The organism is Streptomyces hamibioticus (genome assembly GCF_047946815.1).
GTDB lineage: Bacteria > Actinomycetota > Actinomycetes > Streptomycetales > Streptomycetaceae > Streptomyces.
Window position 1 is genome coordinate 7,345,266 of record NZ_JBKKQY010000001.1, and the last position, 16,302, is coordinate 7,361,567.

Here is a 16,302-nt window from a genome sequence, read left to right on the forward strand (position 1 = left end):
ATGACCCTCGACACCGCACCGGCCCCCGCCGCCGCCCCGGCCGGACCGCCGCCACGCCCCGCACCCCCGTCACAGGGCCGGGGGCCGGACACCGCTTCCTCCCGCGCCTCGCGGGTCACCGTCAACACCCTGCTCGCCCTGGTCGCCGTCTACACTCTGATGCCCCTGACCTGGCTGCTGGTCAACGCCACCAAGAACAACGGCGACCTCTTCGGCCGCCCCGGCTTCGCGCTCGGCGACTTCAGCCTCTTCACCAACCTCGCCGACATGTTCACGTACCAAGGCGGCGTCTTCGGCCGCTGGCTGGCCAACAGCCTGCTCTACTCGGTCGTCGGTTCGGTCGGCTCGACGCTCCTGGCGCTGCTCGCGGGCTACGCGTTCGACAAGTACCCCTTCCCCGGCAAGGAGAAGCTCTACGGGCTGGTGCTGCTGGGCATCCTCGTGCCGCACACCGTCGTCTCGCTGCCCATGTACCTGATGGCCTCCGACATCGGCCTGGCCAACACGTACTGGTCGGTGCTCATCCCCTCCCTGGTCAACCCCTTCGGCGTCTACCTGGCCCGGGTCTTCTCCGAGGGGTACGTCCCCGCCGAGACCCTGGAGGCCGCGCGCCTCGACGGGGCGAGCGAGCTGCGGATCTTCCGCTCGGTGGCGCTGCCGATGCTGTCCCCGGCCTTCGTCACGATCTTCCTGTTCTCCTTCACCGCGAGCTGGAACAGCTTCTTCCTGCCGCTGGTGATGCTCAACGACTCCTCGCTCTACCCGGTGGGCCTCGGCCTGTTCAACTGGAACGCGGTGCTCCCCCAGGAGCCGCACTACTACGCGTTCGTCGTGACCGGCTCGCTGGTGTCCGTCCTTCCCCTCGCCGTCGCCTTCCTGGCGCTCCAGCGCCACTGGCGCTCCGGCCTGACCGCGGGAGCCGTCAAGTGACCCGTCCCCCTCACCGTCCCCGGACCGTCCTCGCGATGGACCCGCCGGTCCGCGAGGCGCTGTTCGACGCGGAGACCCTGCAGCGGCTCACCGCGCTGGCCGACACCGATCCGGCGGTGGTGGTGCGGGACTTCACCGACCCCGGGCACGCCGTGGCGCTGCGCGAGGCGGAGGTCCTGTTCACCGGCTGGGGCTGCTCGCCGCTGACCGCGGAGGTGCTGGCCCGGATGCCCCGGCTGCGGGCCGTCGTCCACGCGGCCGGTTCCGTGAAGCACCACATCACCGACGCCTGCTGGGAGCGGGGCGTCGCGGTCGCCTCGGCGGCCGGGGCCAACGCCGTGCCGGTGGCCGAGTACACCGTCGCCGCAGTCCTCTTCTCCGGCAAGGGCGTGCTGCGCGCGGCCCGCGTGTACGGCGAGAAGCGCGCCTGGGTCAGCCCCCTCGATGTGATCGGCGGCGGGAACTTCCGCCGCACCGTCGGCGTGGTGGGCGCCTCCCGCATCGGACGGCGGGTGATCGAGCTGCTGCGCCCCTACGACCTGACGGTGCTGCTGTACGACCCGTACGTCACCGGTGACGACGCCGCGGCCCTCGGCGTACGCACCGTGGACCTGGACACCCTCGTCGCGTCGAGCGACGTGGTGACGATCCACGCGCCCGAACTGCCGGGCACCCGGCACATGTTCGACCGGGCGCTGCTGGCGCTGCTGCGCGACGGCGCCACGCTGGTCAACACCGCGCGGGGCTCCCTCGTCGACACCGAGGCGCTGACCGCGGAGCTGGTCACGGGCCGCCTGCACGCCGTCCTGGACGTCACCGACCCGGAGGTGCTGCCCGCCTCCTCGCCGCTGTACGACCTGCCGAACGTCCTGCTCACCCCGCACGTCGCCGGTTCGCTGGGCAACGAGCTGAGCCGGATGACCCACGCGGCGCTCGACGAGCTGGAGCGGTACGGCCGCGGCCTGCCGTTCGCCGACCCGGTGCGCCGCCGGACACTGGACCGCTCGGCCTGAGAGGCCGCTTTCGCGAGGACTCTTGCGCAATTCCTGTGGATCCTCAATCTTTCGGCTGACGCACCGGTGCGGCACAGCGCTCTCATTGGCATGACCTGCCCATTGAGGGCCGTGTCCCGCACCACTCCCCACCCACGCGCCACCGATTGAGGAGGACCCCTCAGAGGGCAGTGATGCGTACCCCCCTGTTCCACGCCCGCCGAAGACTGGACGCCCTAGTAGGGCTTTGTTAGGTGTTCACGCCGCTGGCGCGTGCGGATCAGCGGGTGAAGGGCGGGCTGTATCTGCGTGGCCTGCTGCTGGACGGGCGTCGGAAGTCGATGCAGCCGATGGCCGGGCGCCTCTAAGTGGATCACCAGCAGTTGCAGCAGTTCATGACGACCTCGACCTGACCAGTGGAAGCGGTCCGGGCACGGCTGGCCCGGCGGGCGGTGGCAGTGGTGCGTCCGCAGGTGTGGGTGGTGGACGACACCGGCTTCCCCAAGGACGGTGTGTCCTCGCCCGGAGTGGCCCGGCAGCACTCCGGCACGCTGGGCAAGGTCGGCAACTGTCAGATCGGTGTCTGTGTCCATGCCGCCTCGGACACCGCTTCGTGTCCGCTGTCGTGGCGGTTGTTTATGCCTCGCAGCTGGGACGGACCCGATGCGGTGGGCCGGCGGGCCCGCTGCCGGATCCCCGACGGTGAGCATCACCGGCCCAAGTGGCAGTTGGCGCTGGAGATGCTCGACGAGCTCGCCGCCCTGGGATTGCGGCCCGCGGTACTGGTCGCGGACACCGGTTACGGCGCGAACGCCGACTTCCGTCACGCTCTGGAAGAACGGGGCCTGGCCTACGCGCTGCAGGTCAGGGGCGAGCTGACCGCCCACCCGGCATCGGCGGAGCTTTACCAGCCGCCTTACGGAGGGCTCGGGCCCAGGCCGCTGCCCCGCTATCGCACCCGGGCGGTGAGCCTGCGCGAACACGTCTTGGCCCGTCGGGCGTGAGGGGGCCGTGGCGGTGACCTGGCGCAAGGGCTCCAAGGCAGCCATGACCTCCTGTTTCGTGTTCTTACGGGTCCGGCTCGCGGGGCGGCGGCCGAAGCCTGCCGCGGACGGTGTCATCGGGCTTGTCCATCTGATCGCCCAGTGGCCCGAGGACGAGGCGGAGCCGGTGAAGTCCTGGATCTCGAACCTGCCCGTCGGTATCCCCGCCCGCGATCTGGTCCGGCTCGCGAAGTCCCGCTGGCGCATCGAGCACGACTACCGGGAGCTGAGATGCTGTGGCAGGAGATGCAGAATTCACCCCGATCGGAGCAGGCAGCGGCCGAGACCCCCGCCGACGTCGCGGAGTTCCTCCACCGTCGCTGGCTGAACACCGTGCCCGAGCAGCTCACTGCCACAGGCCGTCAACCCCTCACGGAGCCGGATCGGGTCGCCGAACTGGCCGCCGTACCGACCCCCAAACTGGTCCTGTCCGGCAGCAGCGACTACGCCTGGCCGGTCCCGTGGCAGGACAGCATGGCCGCCCGTCTCACCGCCGGCCGGACGATCACCGAGGGCGCCGACCACTCTCCCAACGTGGAACGCCCCTTCGAGACGGCCCGCGCTCTGATCGACTTCTGGCAGCGGATCAGCGCGGAGAAGGACACGTCGGCGACTAGCGCCAGGCACCGGCCTCCTGTCAATCGGGCGGCCTGACAAGCTCCTCGGCCTCGTCGCGGAGGACCTTGATCTCTCCCAACGCAGCTTCACGCTCAGCGGTGATCTCGACGTTCTTTGAGTCGGTCACGGACGGTCCGATGACTGTGAGTGCCCATTGCCCTCCCTTCCGCCCCTCTTGCGCCGCTGGAGCGCGAGCGCGGGCCCGAGGTGATCGATGATGCGGTCGTCGGCCGACTTGGTTACCCCGAACAGCGTGGCCAGTTGGCGGAGGGCCAGGTTCGTCGTCAGTACGCGGCGACCAGGAGCCCCGTTCGCTGCCAGGCTTGGCCGGCGACGGTAGTCGTCCTGACGGGCGCCGCCGACGCGGTCGTGCTGCTGCTCGACGCCACCGAGTTAGGCCGCGTCGGCCCGGTCCGCCTCCGCGGTCACGAACGGGTCACCACCCTGGTCTGCGACCAGCGCTTCGACGAGCGGACCCCGTCGCACGGAGCAACCCATGACGATGCGTGATCGCACATCCCTGGCCCGACGCTGCGTGATCGGCGGTACGGTCCTCGCCCTCACGGCGCTGACCGCCTGTGGCGGAGGCGGCGGTGACGACAAGGCCGGCGGCGGGGCCGAGGGTTCCTGCCGGCCGTCCTCGGGCAAGGTCACGCTGGACTACTGGTCCTGGGTCCCGGGTATGCAGAAGGCCGTCGACGTGTGGTACGCGAAGAACCCCGACATCCAGGTCAAGCTGAAGACGACCCCCGCGGGCAACGCCGGCACCTACCAGAACATGTCCAACGTCCTGAAGGCCGGCAAGGCCCCGGACCTCGGCCAGGTCGAGTACGACTCCCTGGCGAGCTTCCGTCTCAAGGAGGGGCCTGACGGACATCTCCTCCTGCCCCGGCGTGGAGGAGGCCGAGAGCAAGTTCGTCGACTGGACCTGGTCGCAGGTGGAGTTCGGCGCCGGTGGCGAGGACGGCGTCTGGGCCCTGCCCCAGGACACCGGCCCGATGGCCCTGTTTACCGCAAGGACGTCTACGACAAGCTCGGCCACAAGGCCCCCACCACGGTTCCTCACGCCGGGCGGCCCCTGGTACCAGTGGATCGACGGGCCGCCCGGCAAAAGGCACCATGAGACCCTGGACCGCTACCGGGAACTCATCGCCCAGTGTCGCGTGTTCGTCGATGGAAGCCCCGTCGGGGCACGGTGACCAAATGGGTCCCCTGCCCCGACGGAGCCCGGTCGGCCGGGCGGCGGGTGCCGCCGCCCGGCCGAGGCCGGTGCCGTGTGCGGCGCTCTCAGGCTCAGCCGAAGTTCACGTCGCTGCACCACATGTAGGCCTGGTCGAGGTGCGAGGCCTGCCAGATCACGAACACGATGTGGTGTCCGGTGTAGCCGGAGGTGTTGACGTTGAACCTGATGTCCTGCGCCGGGGCGAAGCGGCCGGTCTGCGTGATGAAGTCGAGGTTGCCCCAGCCCAGGGTCTGGGTCTTGGGGTTGAAGCCCTGCTTGCTCACATAGACCCGGAAGTAGTCGGCACCGTGGGACGCCTGGTCGTACAGGTGGACCGTGAAGTTGTTGCTGACGTTGGTCGTCTTCCACTGTCCGGGCTTGTTCAGGCTGGCGTTCCTCGAGAGGTTGTTGCTGCAGAGCGTCCCGTCAGGGGTCCGCGCCTGGAACTGGCCACCGAGGCCGTCGCGGAGCGCGCTCATCCAGTTCCACATGGTGTCGGGGTTGGCCTGGAAGGCCTGCCAACACATGGGGTCTTCGGTCTGCATGGCCGGGTTCGTGTGGTTGCTGCCCCACGTCTTCCAGCACTGGTATGCGCGCGAGGCGGGGTTGATGATGGTGCCGTGAGCCTGGGCGGGGGTCGACCAGGCCAGTGCGCCGACAACCACGGCGAACAGCATGACGAGCGCCTGGAGAGGCCGGCGGAGGGACGACCGCGAACGCCCGGTTAACGGACTCTGGTTACGCATGTGGGGGGAACTCCTTCCAGTGTCAAAGCTGTTGTGGGAGCGCTCCCAACGGTAGGTCTTCTGAGTGAAATGTCAATGAAACAGACTGAGTTGATCTCAGAAGCGGGCGACGGCCAGGGAAGCTGCCGTGAGCCGGTAGTCAGGACCGTTCCCAGAACCGGAAAACCAGGATGCGGCCTGGACTGCTGTGCGGGTGCATGGCTACGGGACCCGGTTCTGGCGTGAGGGCTGTCCAGTTCCACCACACGCGAGATCCCAGGTCCCGGTGGTGCGCTTCCGTACACCTGAGCCGGCTCCGTCGGGCAAGTCGCCTGGTAGCAGCGGTGACTGTATGGCGCATCGGGTGGGGAACGCGGCCGATGGCACCAGGGGGAAGGTGCATGCTTCTCGGACCCGAACTGACGGCACAGGAGCATGGATGCCGCAGCGAGGGATGTTGCCAGCAACGAAGATCAGCCTCGGCGCGCTGCACCTCCTCGACCACCGCCGACACCGCCCCGCGCCCCCGCAGCCAGCACTCTCGCCACGTCCGGAGCGGCCAGGGCCCGACGCCTCCCGGTCGATCACCCGACGCTCCCTCACCGCTTCCGTCTCGGCGAGTCGGACCGCGATGCGTTTCGCCGGCGGGCAAAGCTCCTCCGCCCGCACCCGGGCTGCCACCTTCCGCTCCTCCGGCAATCCCAACCATCGACTGCGCCGACCAACTCATCTTCCCTGCGCCAGGTATGAGCTAGCGAACCCTACAACGGCGATACCAGGAACATGCCTGACCAAAGAAGCCCAACCATCACGTACGGAGAGAATCCGGCTTTCCATGACACCGCGTCGATGTGCGGTCTTGCGGATCCGGACCAGCAGGGGAGACTGCCTTCACGACCGGGTCCGCCCGGTTCCTGGCAGGACTACACCAAGCAGGTTGGTCCACCGTCACTCCACCGAGATGAGGTCTCGTGAACCGAAACCGAGCCGCCGTCAGCGCGGTCGCCGTGACCCTGTTCACCGCCGGCTTCGCCGTCGTTCCGGCAGCCACCGCCACCGCCACCGCCACCGAGGCGAAGGCCCGCGTCGGAGCCGACTGGGCAACTCAGTCGATCGTCTTCGCCGCCGCTGCAGGGCAGGCCAACGACCTCAACGTATTCTCCATGTACACCAGCGACGGGATCCGGCGGATCGGCTTCAGCGACGTAGTCCCGCTCGAACCGGGCGACCACTGTGCGTACTCCAGAGCCGAGGACACCACCTCCGTCGTTTGCGAGCTTCCCACCGACAGCCCCCGGCCCGACAGGATCGACGTCTTACTCGGCGACGGCCACGACACGATCGCAGCCTTCACCCCGGGAATCGGCACCGTCAGCGGCGGCCCCGGCAACGACGAATTGCACGCCCACACCGCACGCACGGTGCTGGGCGGCGCGGGGAACGACATGGTCATGGGACCCGCCGCCCTGCACGGCGGCGACGGTATGGACCACCTGATTGGTGACAGCGGCAACCAGCAGATGTGGGGCGGCCGGGGCGACGACATGATCGAGGGCTACGGCGGTGACGACACCGTGCACGCCGGCCCCGGTGGTGACCACGCCATGGGCGGGGACGGCCGCGACATCGTCCTCGGCGGCCCCGGCAACGACACACTGGACGGCGAAGGCGGCGACGACCTCGTCTGCGGTGGCACCGGAGAGGACACCCTCGACGGCGGACCCGGCCGCAACATCGTGCTCCCGTAAGACGACGTCTCATTTGGCTGTTCAACTGAACGTGCGCCGGTAGGTCTGTGGGCTGACGCCGGTGGTGCGTTTGAAGCGGTCACGGAAGGTGGTGGGTGAGCCGAAGCCGACCTGGCTGCCGATGCGCTCCACGGAGTGCTCCGTGGTTTCCAGCAAGTGTTGTGCCTGGCGGATGCGGGCCCGGTGGAGCCACTGGAGCGGAGTGGTGCCGGTCTGGTCGCGGAAGCGCCGGATCAGGGTTCGGGTGCTGGTTCCGGCCCGCTCGGCGATGTCGGCAAGGGTAAGGTCGTGGGCCAGGTTTTCCTGTAGCCAGGTGAGCAGCGTCTCAAGCTCGGAGCCCTGTGGTGTGGGTGCGTGGTCGTAGACGATGAACTGCGCCTGCCCGCCCTCTCGTTCGAGAGGCATCACTGACAGGCGGGCGGCGTCGGCGGCGACGGTCGAGCCGTAGTCACGGCGGATCATGTGCAGACACAGGTCCATGCCCGCCGCGGCGCCGGCCGAGGTGAGCAACTGGCCGTTGTCGACGTAGAGGACGTCCGGGTCGACGTCGAGGTCCGGGTGGGCGGCAGCCAGCAGACCGGCCGCGCGCCAGTGGGTCGTGACGCGCAGTCCGTCGAGGAGCCCGGTGTCAGCCAGGGGGAAGGTGCCCACGCAGATGGAGGCGATCCGGGTGCCGTCGGCAGCGGCCGACCGCAGCGCGTCGTGCACGGCGGGAGGGGGTGAGGCAGCGAGATCGGCGACGCCCGGCACGATGATCGTGTCCGCGCCCTGAAGGCCCTCCAGGCCTCAGGGGGCACGCAGGGTGAAGGCTCCGGCGTCGACCTCGTCGCGCTCGGCGCACACCCGTACCTGGTAGCCGGGCCGCCCGTCGGGCAGGCGGGTCCGGGAGAAGACCTCGATCGGGGTGGACAGGTCGAACGGGATCACCTGATCCAACGCGAGCACGGCAACCGTATGCATGGCCAGAACTTACCTCCCCATCAGCTTGACGGGGCCTGGGCCGCCCTTCCGGAAGGCCCACGTCTCGCGGTCCACACGCTTTAGAAAGTGTTGGCACTATTCCGTTGCAACCTGTCACTAGTGCCACTGGGCGAGCGCCCAGGAAGCCGGTTGACTTCGGAGCGTCCCGATGGAAATCGACGCCGAAGGAACCCCACACCCATGCACACCCAGGTCGTCCTGTTCGATGGCTTCGACCCGCTCGATGCCATTGCCCCCTACGAGGTCCTGTACGCCGGCGGCTCGGCGACGGACGGCGCGGTGACCGTCGAGCTGGTCACCGCAGAGGGCCCTCGTGAGGTCGTCAGCGGCATCGGAGGACTGACGCTGCGCGCCGTCGGCGCCCTCGACCTGGAGCGCGCCGACATGCTTCTGGTACCCGGCGCCTCCGGCCGCGTGGGCGAACCCGGTGAGGCCCCGGAAGAAGAGGTGGGCGTCGGCGAGCGGAAGCAGGACGAGTTCATCCCGGTGCTGCTGGGCCGCACGCTGACCACCGAGCTCCCTGCGCTCCTCAAGCAGGCAATGGACGACCCGGACATCACCGTCGCCACCGTCTGCGGCGGCTCGCTCGTCCTGGCCATGGCCGGCCTGCTGGAGGGACGTCACGCCACCACCCACCACATGGGCCTCGACATGCTGGACGCCACCGGCGCCCACGCGGTCCGCGCCCGCATCGTGGACGACGGCGACCTGATCACCGGCGCCGGCGTGACCTCCGGTCTCGATCTGGGTCTGTACCTACTGGAGCGCGAGGTGGGCCCCCGCGTCGCGCACGCCGTCGAAGAACTCATCTCCCACGAGCGGCGCGGCACCGTCTGGCGCGCGCAGGGTCCAACGCCCACCACTCTCTGAGCGCCCGGGCCTTCGCAGATCAGTCGCTCACCATCCCCCTGCACAAGCAGGAAGAACATCAGCATGTCTGTCGAAGGCACCGTCGCCGTCGACCCGATCACCGTCCCCGCGCGTATGTTTCCCGCAACGACGCGCTGCGCCCTCGCCGACGCCTGACTGATCGCCTCGATCCTGCTGACCGCGACGGCCGCCAGCGTACTGACACTCCTGATCCTGCCCACCCGGGACCGCGCTCTGGCCGAGACGTCGGTGCTCGCGCTGCGACAGCTCGGCCGCGGCGATTCGGTCCGCCCCAGGAGGAAGAAGTCATCTGCTCTTGAACCTTGTGTCACCAGTGATCGTCGGCATCATCTACTGCCTGCTGATGTCCCTGATCAGAGAACCGCACCGACGCCACTTCAACGCGATCATGGTGGGCGGAGCCGGCGCCGCCTATCTGAGCGGGGGCGGCTTCGGCCCGTGGGAGTTCCCATTCGTCGCACTCACGGCCTACGTCGCCTACCGCGGCCTGGACTCCTGGGCCTTCATCGGCGTCGGCTGGCTGCTCCACACGGCCTGGGACATGGCCCACCACCTCAAGGGCAATCCGATCCTGCCGTTCTACCACGACGCATCTCTGGCATGTGCCATCTGTGATCCGGTCATCGCCCTGTGGTGCTTCCGCGGAGGACCTTCCCTGATCGGGCTCCTCCGCCGCCGGTTCCGGCCCGGCCGGACAGCAGACCACGCGCACGATCACGTCTGCGGGACTGCCTTCCTCTCGGCGATCCAGAACGTTGCGAGGCATCGAGCCGGGGTCAGAACCAGTGGCGTGACGCCTCGGCAGGAGCAGTCGGCCAGCTCAAATGCTGCCCCGCCTTACTGATCGTTTCAGCGTGCCACTGGGTCGGTGGCGACGGACGGCGACCTCGGGAATAGCGGCCGGTGCCGACGCCGTTGTGCCGGGCGTGGTCGTGGAGGGGACAGCGTCCCCGGGCCTCACCTATTGCCTGCAGGGACGATCGTTCGGCTGAAGCCCTGCAGAGCCTTTCGCCGCGTAGGCGACCGCCCTTCACGGCCACGCAAGCGATCAGCCCCGTCCGGTCCACCGGACGGGGCCATCTGTTCCCCCGGCCACAGCTCAGCGCCGCGCCGAGGGGGGCGGGGAGGGTGGGGCTCGCTGGAGGACGGAAGCCGGAGCGGCCAGTGGGATGAGGACGACGGTCGCACCGCGGGTCAGGCGCCCTACAGATACTGTCCGGCCAGTGAAGAGGATCAGCGGGCTGCCCGGCCACCTGCCCACACCACGCTCACCGCCGTACATATCCGACATTTGACGCCTCAAGGTGCTTACAGTGTCCGAGGCCGTCGGGGGACGAGGTCTGGTGGCCGCGCGGCAGTCGACGCCGCCAGTTTTCAACGGGAGGTGGGTGTGGATCCGCAGGGAGACCCGCGAGAGGAACGGTATGACGTCCGGTTCGTACCGGTGTCCAGTATCTCCCGCACGCGGATGGTGGTCCGGGTAGTGATCACCCCGCTGTTGTGGACCGCGGCGACGTGGCTGGCGGTGGTGGAGCTCGGGCACGGGCCCTTCCTGCACCACATCGTGCTGGTGGCGGTGGTGTCCTTCGTCGTCGCGACCGTGTTCCTGCTGTGCGGGGTGTGGCTGAGACGGCGGGAGGAGCACCGTGGCACCTGGTGACCTGCTCTTCTACTTCGTGGTGTTCTACCCGGTTGCCACCGGCGCCGTATGGATCGCGGGAGGTCTTCTCTTCCGGTTGCTGGAGGAACGCAGCGTTATCCGCGTCCCGGCGGGCGGCTGGCCCGGGGTGACCGTCCTGGTGCCCGCGTACAACGAGGAGGCGGTGATCGCCCGCTGCGTGGAGGCCCTGCGCCGGGTCGACTACCCGCAGCTGGAGGTGCTCATCCTCAACGACGGCTCCACTGACGGCACCGTACGGGCGGCCGTGGACGCCGCGGCCGGGGACCCTCGCGTGAGAGTGCTGGACGACGGGGTCAATCTCGGCAAAGCCGACCGGCTCAACGACGGCATGCGCAAGGCCCGCCATGAACTGGTCGTGGTGACCGACGCGGACACCCACCTGCATCCGGACGCCATCAAGTACCTGGTCGCACGCATCACCCGGTCGCGCCGGTACGCCGCCGTGGCCGGCGCACCGTTCGTCACCAACCGGCGCAACGTCCTCTCGGCGATGCAAGTGCTGGAGGCGGCCTCGCTGATCGGCCTGATCCGCCGCACCCACGCGCTGGCGGGCCGGGTCGGCACGGTCGCCGGTGTACTCGGTGTCTTCCGCCGCGACGCGGTCCTGGCGGTCGGCGGGTACGACCCTCGCATGGCGACCGAGGACATCGAGTTGACCTGGCGGCTGCTGGAAGCCGGATACCGCACGAGCTTCGAACCCAACGCCCTGGTCGGCATGGAGGTCCCGCTCACCTTGCGGTCCCTGTGGAAGCAGCGGACGCGCTGGGCACGTGGCCAGGGTGAGGTGGTGCGCACCCACGGCCGGAAGGTGTTCAGCCCTCGCAGCGTGGACCTGTGGCCCATCGCCTGGGAGGCACTGCTGTCGTTCGTGTGGGTAATGGTGCTCATGGGCAGCACACTGTGGGAACTCGTCCGGCTGGCCGTGTTCCACAGCACCGGCGAGGTGTCGTGGATGCTGAGCTGGGGAGTCGCCATCGCGATCATCTCCACCGTGCAGCTGACCGTGGCCGCCTCGATCGTCTACACCCGCGATCACACCCTGTCCAGGGCGTACATGCTCGGGCCCGTCTATCCGCTGTGCCACTGGGCGATCAACGCGCTGGCCGCCCTCTTCAGCGAGTCCGTGGGCCTGCTCCGCGGCCCCCGCGGACGCAGGGTGACATGGAACATCCAGCGCGAGGGAGACAGGGGCCCCACACCCTGACCACCTGATGCGTCAGGGATCTCGGAGGGCGGCAGGTCAAGGGTATGACCGACCAACTGATCTCGTTCGCCGGGAAGTCGGGTGCCTCCCCTGTTCCTCGACGCGGCGGTCGGAGAGTCATCCCGTGAGGGTGCGGAGGTCAACGTCCAGCATGCGGATCAGCTCGCCAACCCGTCCGCCGTCGTCTGGCGCCGTCGGGAAGCGTTTGAGCACGTCGACGACGACCGGTGTCGCACGGTGCATCATCCGCTTGAGGTGTTCAGCACTGACGCTCCGATCGTCGTCGGCGACGATCTCGGCCGCTCTGGCTGCGTAAGCGCTGGCTCCGAGAATGTGCTTGACCTGGGGGCCTTGGCCAGCGGATGCCGGTAGGCGGCGCCTGCCGCAGACATCGCTGCCCACGCTGCCTCGCGCGCAGCCGCCGTGTGCGCGCTCTTGGCTGCCTTGAGGGCTGCCGACGCTGTGTCACGCAAGGACTTCCCGCGCTCGCCGCCCCCGCGAATGCCCATGCGGCACTGATGGCGTCCCGAGGCCGCGAGTCCTCCGGCTGATCAGCCTCGAATATTCCCAGGACGGCCTCCGCGCATACCGCGGCGAAGGCGGTGACCTCACGAAGTTCCTGCTTGCTCAGAAAACCCCGCCAACCCCTCCTGACCAGCTAGTCAGCACCTCCCGCACAGCGGGGGAAGCTCAACTCCGCCCCGGCCACGCTTCCAGCGCTGGTGCCTGTCAGTGGCTTCCAGGAACAGAAGACGGCCCCGGGGACCAGAGCCATGACAGCCCCGGGGCCGCTCTCACCGGCCGGTTCCACCAGGGTCGACACCGGCGCCGCGCTGGCCACCGAGATGGGGCAGTCCGGCGCCGGCGGCCGGGCCATGTACGACCCGCGCCCCGGCGACGCGGACCGCTGGGACTGGGCGGCGACACCCCGCTGACCGCTTGCCACTTGGTGACTTCTTCTCGGGGGTTGCTGCTGGCACTTTGCTCGGCGGCTGCTGCGGGGCACTCTCCCCTGATCACGCCGCCCGCGCTGCCGCCGGCAGGCGGCCCTTCGTGGTGCCCCGGCGGTGCCCCAATGCATGCGGGCACCTCCAGCCCATATTGTTTGGGCGGCATGCGTCCGGAGTGCCCCTCCCCATAGGTTTGGGCACTCCGGCTGCTTCGATGCGTCAGCTTCTTCCAGTCCTGCGGATCCGTCGCCCGGCGTCCGTGGCGAATGAGGCGCAACCCACGGCCAGGATGACAGCGAGCGCGGTGCTCTCCTGTGCCGCGAGGGTGATGGCCAGGGCCGCTAAGCGTTGTCCCGTAACTCGGGGCAGAGGCTGATGGATCACCACAGCCGGACCGACTTGATCGGTTCCGCCCCAAGTCGCGACCTTAACGGGATTCCGGCCAAGCAGGTCGAACCGGACACCGGCAAGCGGTCTCCAGAGTTACGGGACAGCCCTTAGGGTGATGACGGCTCCTATCTCAAGGATCAGCGCGCAGCGGCGCTTGAACGCATCAGTCAGTGAACGCTTCTCATCCTGAGCGCCAGATGATCTCGATGGCGTGAATGGCAGCGACCGTGCGACCGATGCGGTTGGTGCTGCACCGGGCCTTGCGGAGGATCCGCCATTGCTTGAGGCGGGCGAAGGCGCGTTCGCCCGGTGCTCGCAGCCGGGCGTGGTCCTGGTTGTACTGCCGGTAGTGCTCGGGAAGCTCGTGGTGGCGGTAATAGGGAGTGCGGACGGTGGCGCCGGCCCCCTGGTAGGCGCGGTCGGCCAGGACGAGGAGCTGACGGGACAGACAGGCGTGGATCACACCGTGTGCACGGGCGGCTGTCAGGTCGTGGGTGCGGCCGGGCAGAGCACGGGAGAACCACAGGGGTGTTCCGTCCGGAGCGGCCACGGCCTGCACGTTCATTCCGTGGCGGCGGTGCTTCATCGAGTAGTACGGCTGGTCCGCCGCGATGCGGTCGGTGGTGATCAGGGTGCCGTCGAGGATGACGAACCCCTCCGGAGGCGGCTCGCGCAGGGCCTCGTGCAGGCTTGGGGCGCGCTCGGCGAGGAGGTCGATCGTCTCGCTCACGTACCGGCCGGCGGTGGCGGTGGAGACGCCGAACCCCGCGGCGACCTGGGCCAGAGTCTCGTTCTTGCGCAGGTGCACCAGGACGAGCAGGGCCTGCCGGAAGCAGCTCAGCCTGCGCCAGCGGGAGTTCAGCTCACACCTTCGGGCGTAGATCAGCCAGGAAACATGCTCAACGACCTTGAGTGGGACGTCGAGCATGGCACGATACGGGACCAACAGGGCTCCTGCGTCGAGACGTTGGCGAGTGAGATCACCAGCCGAAACGACCAGGAGCCCTGCCACGTCACGGGCCCTGACCGCCAGCCGTCGTCACCCGCGAACCACAGGATGAGAAGCGTTCAGTGGGCTGGTTCAGCATCGGCGAGTCCAGATTGTCGGTGGGATGGGAATGAATACGTTGCCTCCCAGCCTGAGGGCTCCGGTGATCACAGAGGTGCACTTCCGGCGAGCTACTGCGTATGCGGCGACTGCGGCTAAGTACCAGAGGTATCCGCGGACTGCCGTGATCGCATGCTTCCAGTTCTTCGGGATCCACTTGATGTCCTTGGCCCAGCTGAGGAACCCGGCTGCGCTCCCAGTGCCAAAGGCCACCCATCTGGTTTCTGCTCGGTTCAGGTCCATCCTGAGCATGTACTTCGGGGACCACCACGGTTTCCACCAGCGGATGCGGACCTTGCCGGTGGTGTCGGTACAAGCGACTGGGTCGCCGCCGCAGTACTCGTATGCGTTCTCGTTTCCCCCGTAGACAGGGTCTACGGACAGGAACCGCCCGGTGTCCGGGTTATAGAGACGAACACCCATGAACATCAGCGAACTCACCGTCTCGGACGAGCGCTGGTGGTTGCCCAGCCAGCCGTATCGGGGGGGTGCTGTCCCGACCTGCTGCGGCCGTACTCATCGCTGTCGAAGGCGATCGGTGGCCTACTGATGTCCAGGGGAAGCTGGAGCGCAACATCCCCGTGTATCGAGGTGAGCTGTAGGACGATGTCGGCCGTCTTGCTGCTGGTGGCGGCCAGGCCGCCGCTCGCAGAGCGGATGTTTCTCGTCAGCAGGTCACCAGGCAGGGTTGCGCAGTCCGGTGCTATGGCCGCAGGCCAGCGGGTGATAGCGGTGGCGACCGCCCGATCTGCGCCATGCCGGGGCACCAGGCGCCATCCGGCTCGCCGGGTCCGTGCTGGTGACCAGGACATTTCGGCCGTTCGGGAGGGCCCAGATCTCTCCGCGCTTCACAGAGGAGCAGAGCGGGCGCTGCCCGCCGACCAACGCGAGTACGACGTCATGGGAGAGGATTCGGCCCGACTCTCCGCTGAGGGCTCCGCAGTCTTGGTCAGACCATGTCCGGCCCTCGCATCAGAACCTGTGCCACGGCGGTGCCCGCCACCACGATGGCCGCCCGGAACGGCCACCGGCTGCGGGCCTGCGAGGGCGAAGCCGTCCCTAGAACGGCGACCGTCCCGGCCGCCGCCGTCAGCGTCCAGCCCGTCGTCCCAACCGGACCGGGCGGTCCCACAGCGAGCACGCCGACGGCCGTCAGTATCACGAACGGGGCCAGCCGCCGGCAGGCCGCCCGGCCCAGTCGCTGCGGCAGGCCGCGCACGCCGGTGGCGAGATCGTCATCGATGTCCGGGAGGACGTTCACCAGGTGCGCGCCCACGCCCAGCAGTGCCCCCGCTGTCACGGCCCACCAGGCCGGCCAGGACGGCGACGGCAGACCGAGGGTGACGAAGGCCGGCAGCGAGCCGAAGCCCACCGCATAGGGCAGCGGGGAGAGCAGGGTGTGCTTCAACCGAAGGTTGTACGCCCAGCCCGCTGCCACCATGCCCCCCAGATGAGCCGCTCCCGCGGCGGCCCCGCTCAGCAGCGACAGCGGTACGCACAGCCCCAGGGCCGCCCCGGCCGCGACGCCCACCGCCCGGGGCGGGAGCTCACCGGTCGCCGCCGGCTTGTCCCGGCGCCCGCAGACCGTGTCGCGGTGTGCGTCGACTGCGTCGTTGCACCAGCCCACCGAGAGCTGGCCGACCAGCACGGCCGCGGCCACCGCCGCCGACCCCGCCGGTCCACGGCCCGCTGCCACGGCCAGCGCGGTGACAAACACTGTCACCGCGAGCGCCGGCTCCGGATGGCAGGAGCGCAGCAGCGCCGGGACACGGTGGGTCGTGTGTGAGGAGACCCCAGACGGGTGGAGAGCCACGTATGC

Annotated in this window: 14 protein-coding genes and 5 pseudogenes; 11 read left to right on the forward strand and 8 right to left on the reverse strand. The window is 68.9% G+C overall.

The window, feature by feature from the left end; all coding sequences use genetic code 11:
* The 4 genes and pseudogenes from ACLGIH_RS33655 (at position 1) to ACLGIH_RS33670 (ending at position 3,619) form a co-directional block, all read left to right on the forward strand.
* Positions 1-930 carry a carbohydrate ABC transporter permease gene (locus ACLGIH_RS33655; protein WP_416529040.1) on the forward strand — a complete coding sequence of 310 codons (930 nt, stop codon included), beginning with the start codon at positions 1-3 and terminating at the stop codon, positions 928-930.
* A 35-nt stretch (positions 931-965) separates the two neighbouring features.
* On the forward strand, positions 966-1,943 hold the full coding sequence (locus ACLGIH_RS33660) for a hydroxyacid dehydrogenase (RefSeq protein ID WP_416529557.1): 978 nt from the start codon (positions 966-968) through the stop codon (positions 1,941-1,943).
* Between the two features lie 233 nt (positions 1,944-2,176).
* Positions 2,177-3,197: pseudogene (locus tag ACLGIH_RS33665) on the forward strand (IS701 family transposase); the annotation flags it as partial.
* Complete coding sequence (locus ACLGIH_RS33670) at positions 3,164-3,619, forward strand: alpha/beta fold hydrolase (RefSeq protein WP_473246770.1); 456 nt, start codon at positions 3,164-3,166, stop codon at positions 3,617-3,619. The pseudogene ACLGIH_RS33665 and the gene ACLGIH_RS33670, both read left to right, overlap by 34 nt.
* Before the next feature lie 123 nt (positions 3,620-3,742).
* On the opposite strand, the pseudogene ACLGIH_RS33675 reads toward ACLGIH_RS33670, so the two are convergent.
* A pseudogene (locus ACLGIH_RS33675) lies at positions 3,743-3,891 on the reverse strand (helix-turn-helix domain-containing protein); the annotation flags it as partial.
* Between the two features lie 188 nt (positions 3,892-4,079).
* On the opposite strand from ACLGIH_RS33675, the gene ACLGIH_RS33680 reads away from it, so the two are divergent.
* Positions 4,080-4,706 (forward strand): hypothetical protein, encoded by a 627-nt coding sequence (locus ACLGIH_RS33680; protein WP_416529042.1) that lies wholly within the window; start codon positions 4,080-4,082, stop codon positions 4,704-4,706.
* A gap of 170 nt (positions 4,707-4,876) precedes the next feature.
* Here the strand turns inward: ACLGIH_RS33680 and ACLGIH_RS33685 are convergent, their stop codons facing one another.
* Positions 4,877-5,551: a lytic polysaccharide monooxygenase auxiliary activity family 9 protein gene (locus tag ACLGIH_RS33685; protein ID WP_473246764.1), complete on the reverse strand. Its 675-nt coding sequence runs from the start codon at positions 5,549-5,551 to the stop codon at positions 4,877-4,879.
* A 950-nt stretch (positions 5,552-6,501) separates the two neighbouring features.
* Here ACLGIH_RS33685 and ACLGIH_RS33690 point away from each other — a divergent pair.
* Positions 6,502-7,278 (forward strand): calcium-binding protein, encoded by a 777-nt coding sequence (locus ACLGIH_RS33690; protein WP_416529044.1) that lies wholly within the window; start codon positions 6,502-6,504, stop codon positions 7,276-7,278.
* 21 nt (positions 7,279-7,299) lie between these two features.
* On the opposite strand, the pseudogene ACLGIH_RS33695 reads toward ACLGIH_RS33690, so the two are convergent.
* A pseudogene (locus tag ACLGIH_RS33695) lies at positions 7,300-8,238 on the reverse strand (GlxA family transcriptional regulator).
* A 201-nt stretch (positions 8,239-8,439) separates the two neighbouring features.
* Here ACLGIH_RS33695 and ACLGIH_RS33700 point away from each other — a divergent pair.
* From ACLGIH_RS33700 to ACLGIH_RS33715, 4 genes and pseudogenes are all read left to right on the forward strand, one after another.
* The gene (locus ACLGIH_RS33700) at positions 8,440-9,129 is read left to right on the forward strand and encodes a DJ-1/PfpI family protein (RefSeq protein ID WP_416529045.1); all 690 of its coding nucleotides are present in this window, start codon (positions 8,440-8,442) and stop codon (positions 9,127-9,129) included.
* A 316-nt stretch (positions 9,130-9,445) separates the two neighbouring features.
* Positions 9,446-9,850 (forward strand): annotated as a pseudogene (locus ACLGIH_RS33705) (DUF6010 family protein); the annotation flags it as partial.
* 744 nt (positions 9,851-10,594) lie between these two features.
* Entirely contained in the window at positions 10,595-10,810 is a 216-nt protein-coding gene (locus tag ACLGIH_RS33710; protein ID WP_416529046.1) for a hypothetical protein, read from the forward strand.
* A complete protein-coding gene (locus ACLGIH_RS33715; protein ID WP_416529047.1) occupies positions 10,797-12,035 on the forward strand; it encodes a glycosyltransferase in 1,239 nt (412 codons plus the stop codon). Before ACLGIH_RS33710 ends, ACLGIH_RS33715 begins: the two co-directional genes overlap by 14 nt.
* A 117-nt stretch (positions 12,036-12,152) precedes the next feature.
* On the opposite strand, the gene ACLGIH_RS33720 is transcribed toward ACLGIH_RS33715, so the two are convergent.
* Positions 12,153-12,437: a hypothetical protein gene (locus ACLGIH_RS33720; protein ID WP_416529048.1), complete on the reverse strand. Its 285-nt coding sequence runs from the start codon at positions 12,435-12,437 to the stop codon at positions 12,153-12,155.
* 154 nt (positions 12,438-12,591) lie between these two features.
* A pseudogene (locus ACLGIH_RS33725) lies at positions 12,592-12,693 on the reverse strand (hypothetical protein); the annotation flags it as partial.
* A 115-nt stretch (positions 12,694-12,808) separates the two neighbouring features.
* On the opposite strand from ACLGIH_RS33725, the gene ACLGIH_RS33730 reads away from it, so the two are divergent.
* A complete protein-coding gene (locus tag ACLGIH_RS33730) occupies positions 12,809-12,970 on the forward strand; it encodes a hypothetical protein (protein ID WP_416529049.1) in 162 nt (53 codons plus the stop codon).
* Between the two features lie 586 nt (positions 12,971-13,556).
* Here ACLGIH_RS33730 and ACLGIH_RS33735 read toward each other — a convergent pair.
* From ACLGIH_RS33735 to ACLGIH_RS33745, 3 genes are all read right to left on the reverse strand, one after another.
* Positions 13,557-14,303: a transposase family protein gene (locus tag ACLGIH_RS33735; RefSeq protein ID WP_416529026.1), complete on the reverse strand. Its 747-nt coding sequence runs from the start codon at positions 14,301-14,303 to the stop codon at positions 13,557-13,559.
* Between the two features lie 153 nt (positions 14,304-14,456).
* Positions 14,457-14,906: an RHS repeat-associated core domain-containing protein gene (locus ACLGIH_RS33740; protein ID WP_416529050.1), complete on the reverse strand. Its 450-nt coding sequence runs from the start codon at positions 14,904-14,906 to the stop codon at positions 14,457-14,459.
* Positions 14,907-15,432: 526 nt separating this feature from the next.
* A complete protein-coding gene (locus ACLGIH_RS33745; protein WP_416529051.1) occupies positions 15,433-16,296 on the reverse strand; it encodes a UbiA family prenyltransferase in 864 nt (287 codons plus the stop codon).
* Between the last annotated feature and the right edge of the window lie 6 nt (positions 16,297-16,302).

Bases quoted from the DNA above. Each gene is read 5' to 3' on its own strand.
- ACLGIH_RS33735 (WP_416529026.1), bottom strand. From the start codon at position 14,303: ATGCTCGACGTCCCACTCAAGGTCGTTGAGCATGTTTCCTGGCTGATC.
- ACLGIH_RS33685 (WP_473246764.1), bottom strand. From the start codon at position 5,551: ATGCGTAACCAGAGTCCGTTAACCGGGCGTTCGCGGTCGTCCCTCCGC.
- ACLGIH_RS33655 (WP_416529040.1), top strand. From the start codon at position 1: ATGACCCTCGACACCGCACCGGCCCCCGCCGCCGCCCCGGCCGGACCG.
- ACLGIH_RS33740 (WP_416529050.1), bottom strand. From the start codon at position 14,906: ATGGGTGTTCGTCTCTATAACCCGGACACCGGGCGGTTCCTGTCCGTA.
- ACLGIH_RS33700 (WP_416529045.1), top strand. From the start codon at position 8,440: ATGCACACCCAGGTCGTCCTGTTCGATGGCTTCGACCCGCTCGATGCC.
- ACLGIH_RS33730 (WP_416529049.1), top strand. From the start codon at position 12,809: ATGACAGCCCCGGGGCCGCTCTCACCGGCCGGTTCCACCAGGGTCGAC.
- ACLGIH_RS33660 (WP_416529557.1), top strand. From the start codon at position 966: ATGGACCCGCCGGTCCGCGAGGCGCTGTTCGACGCGGAGACCCTGCAG.
- ACLGIH_RS33680 (WP_416529042.1), top strand. From the start codon at position 4,080: ATGACGATGCGTGATCGCACATCCCTGGCCCGACGCTGCGTGATCGGC.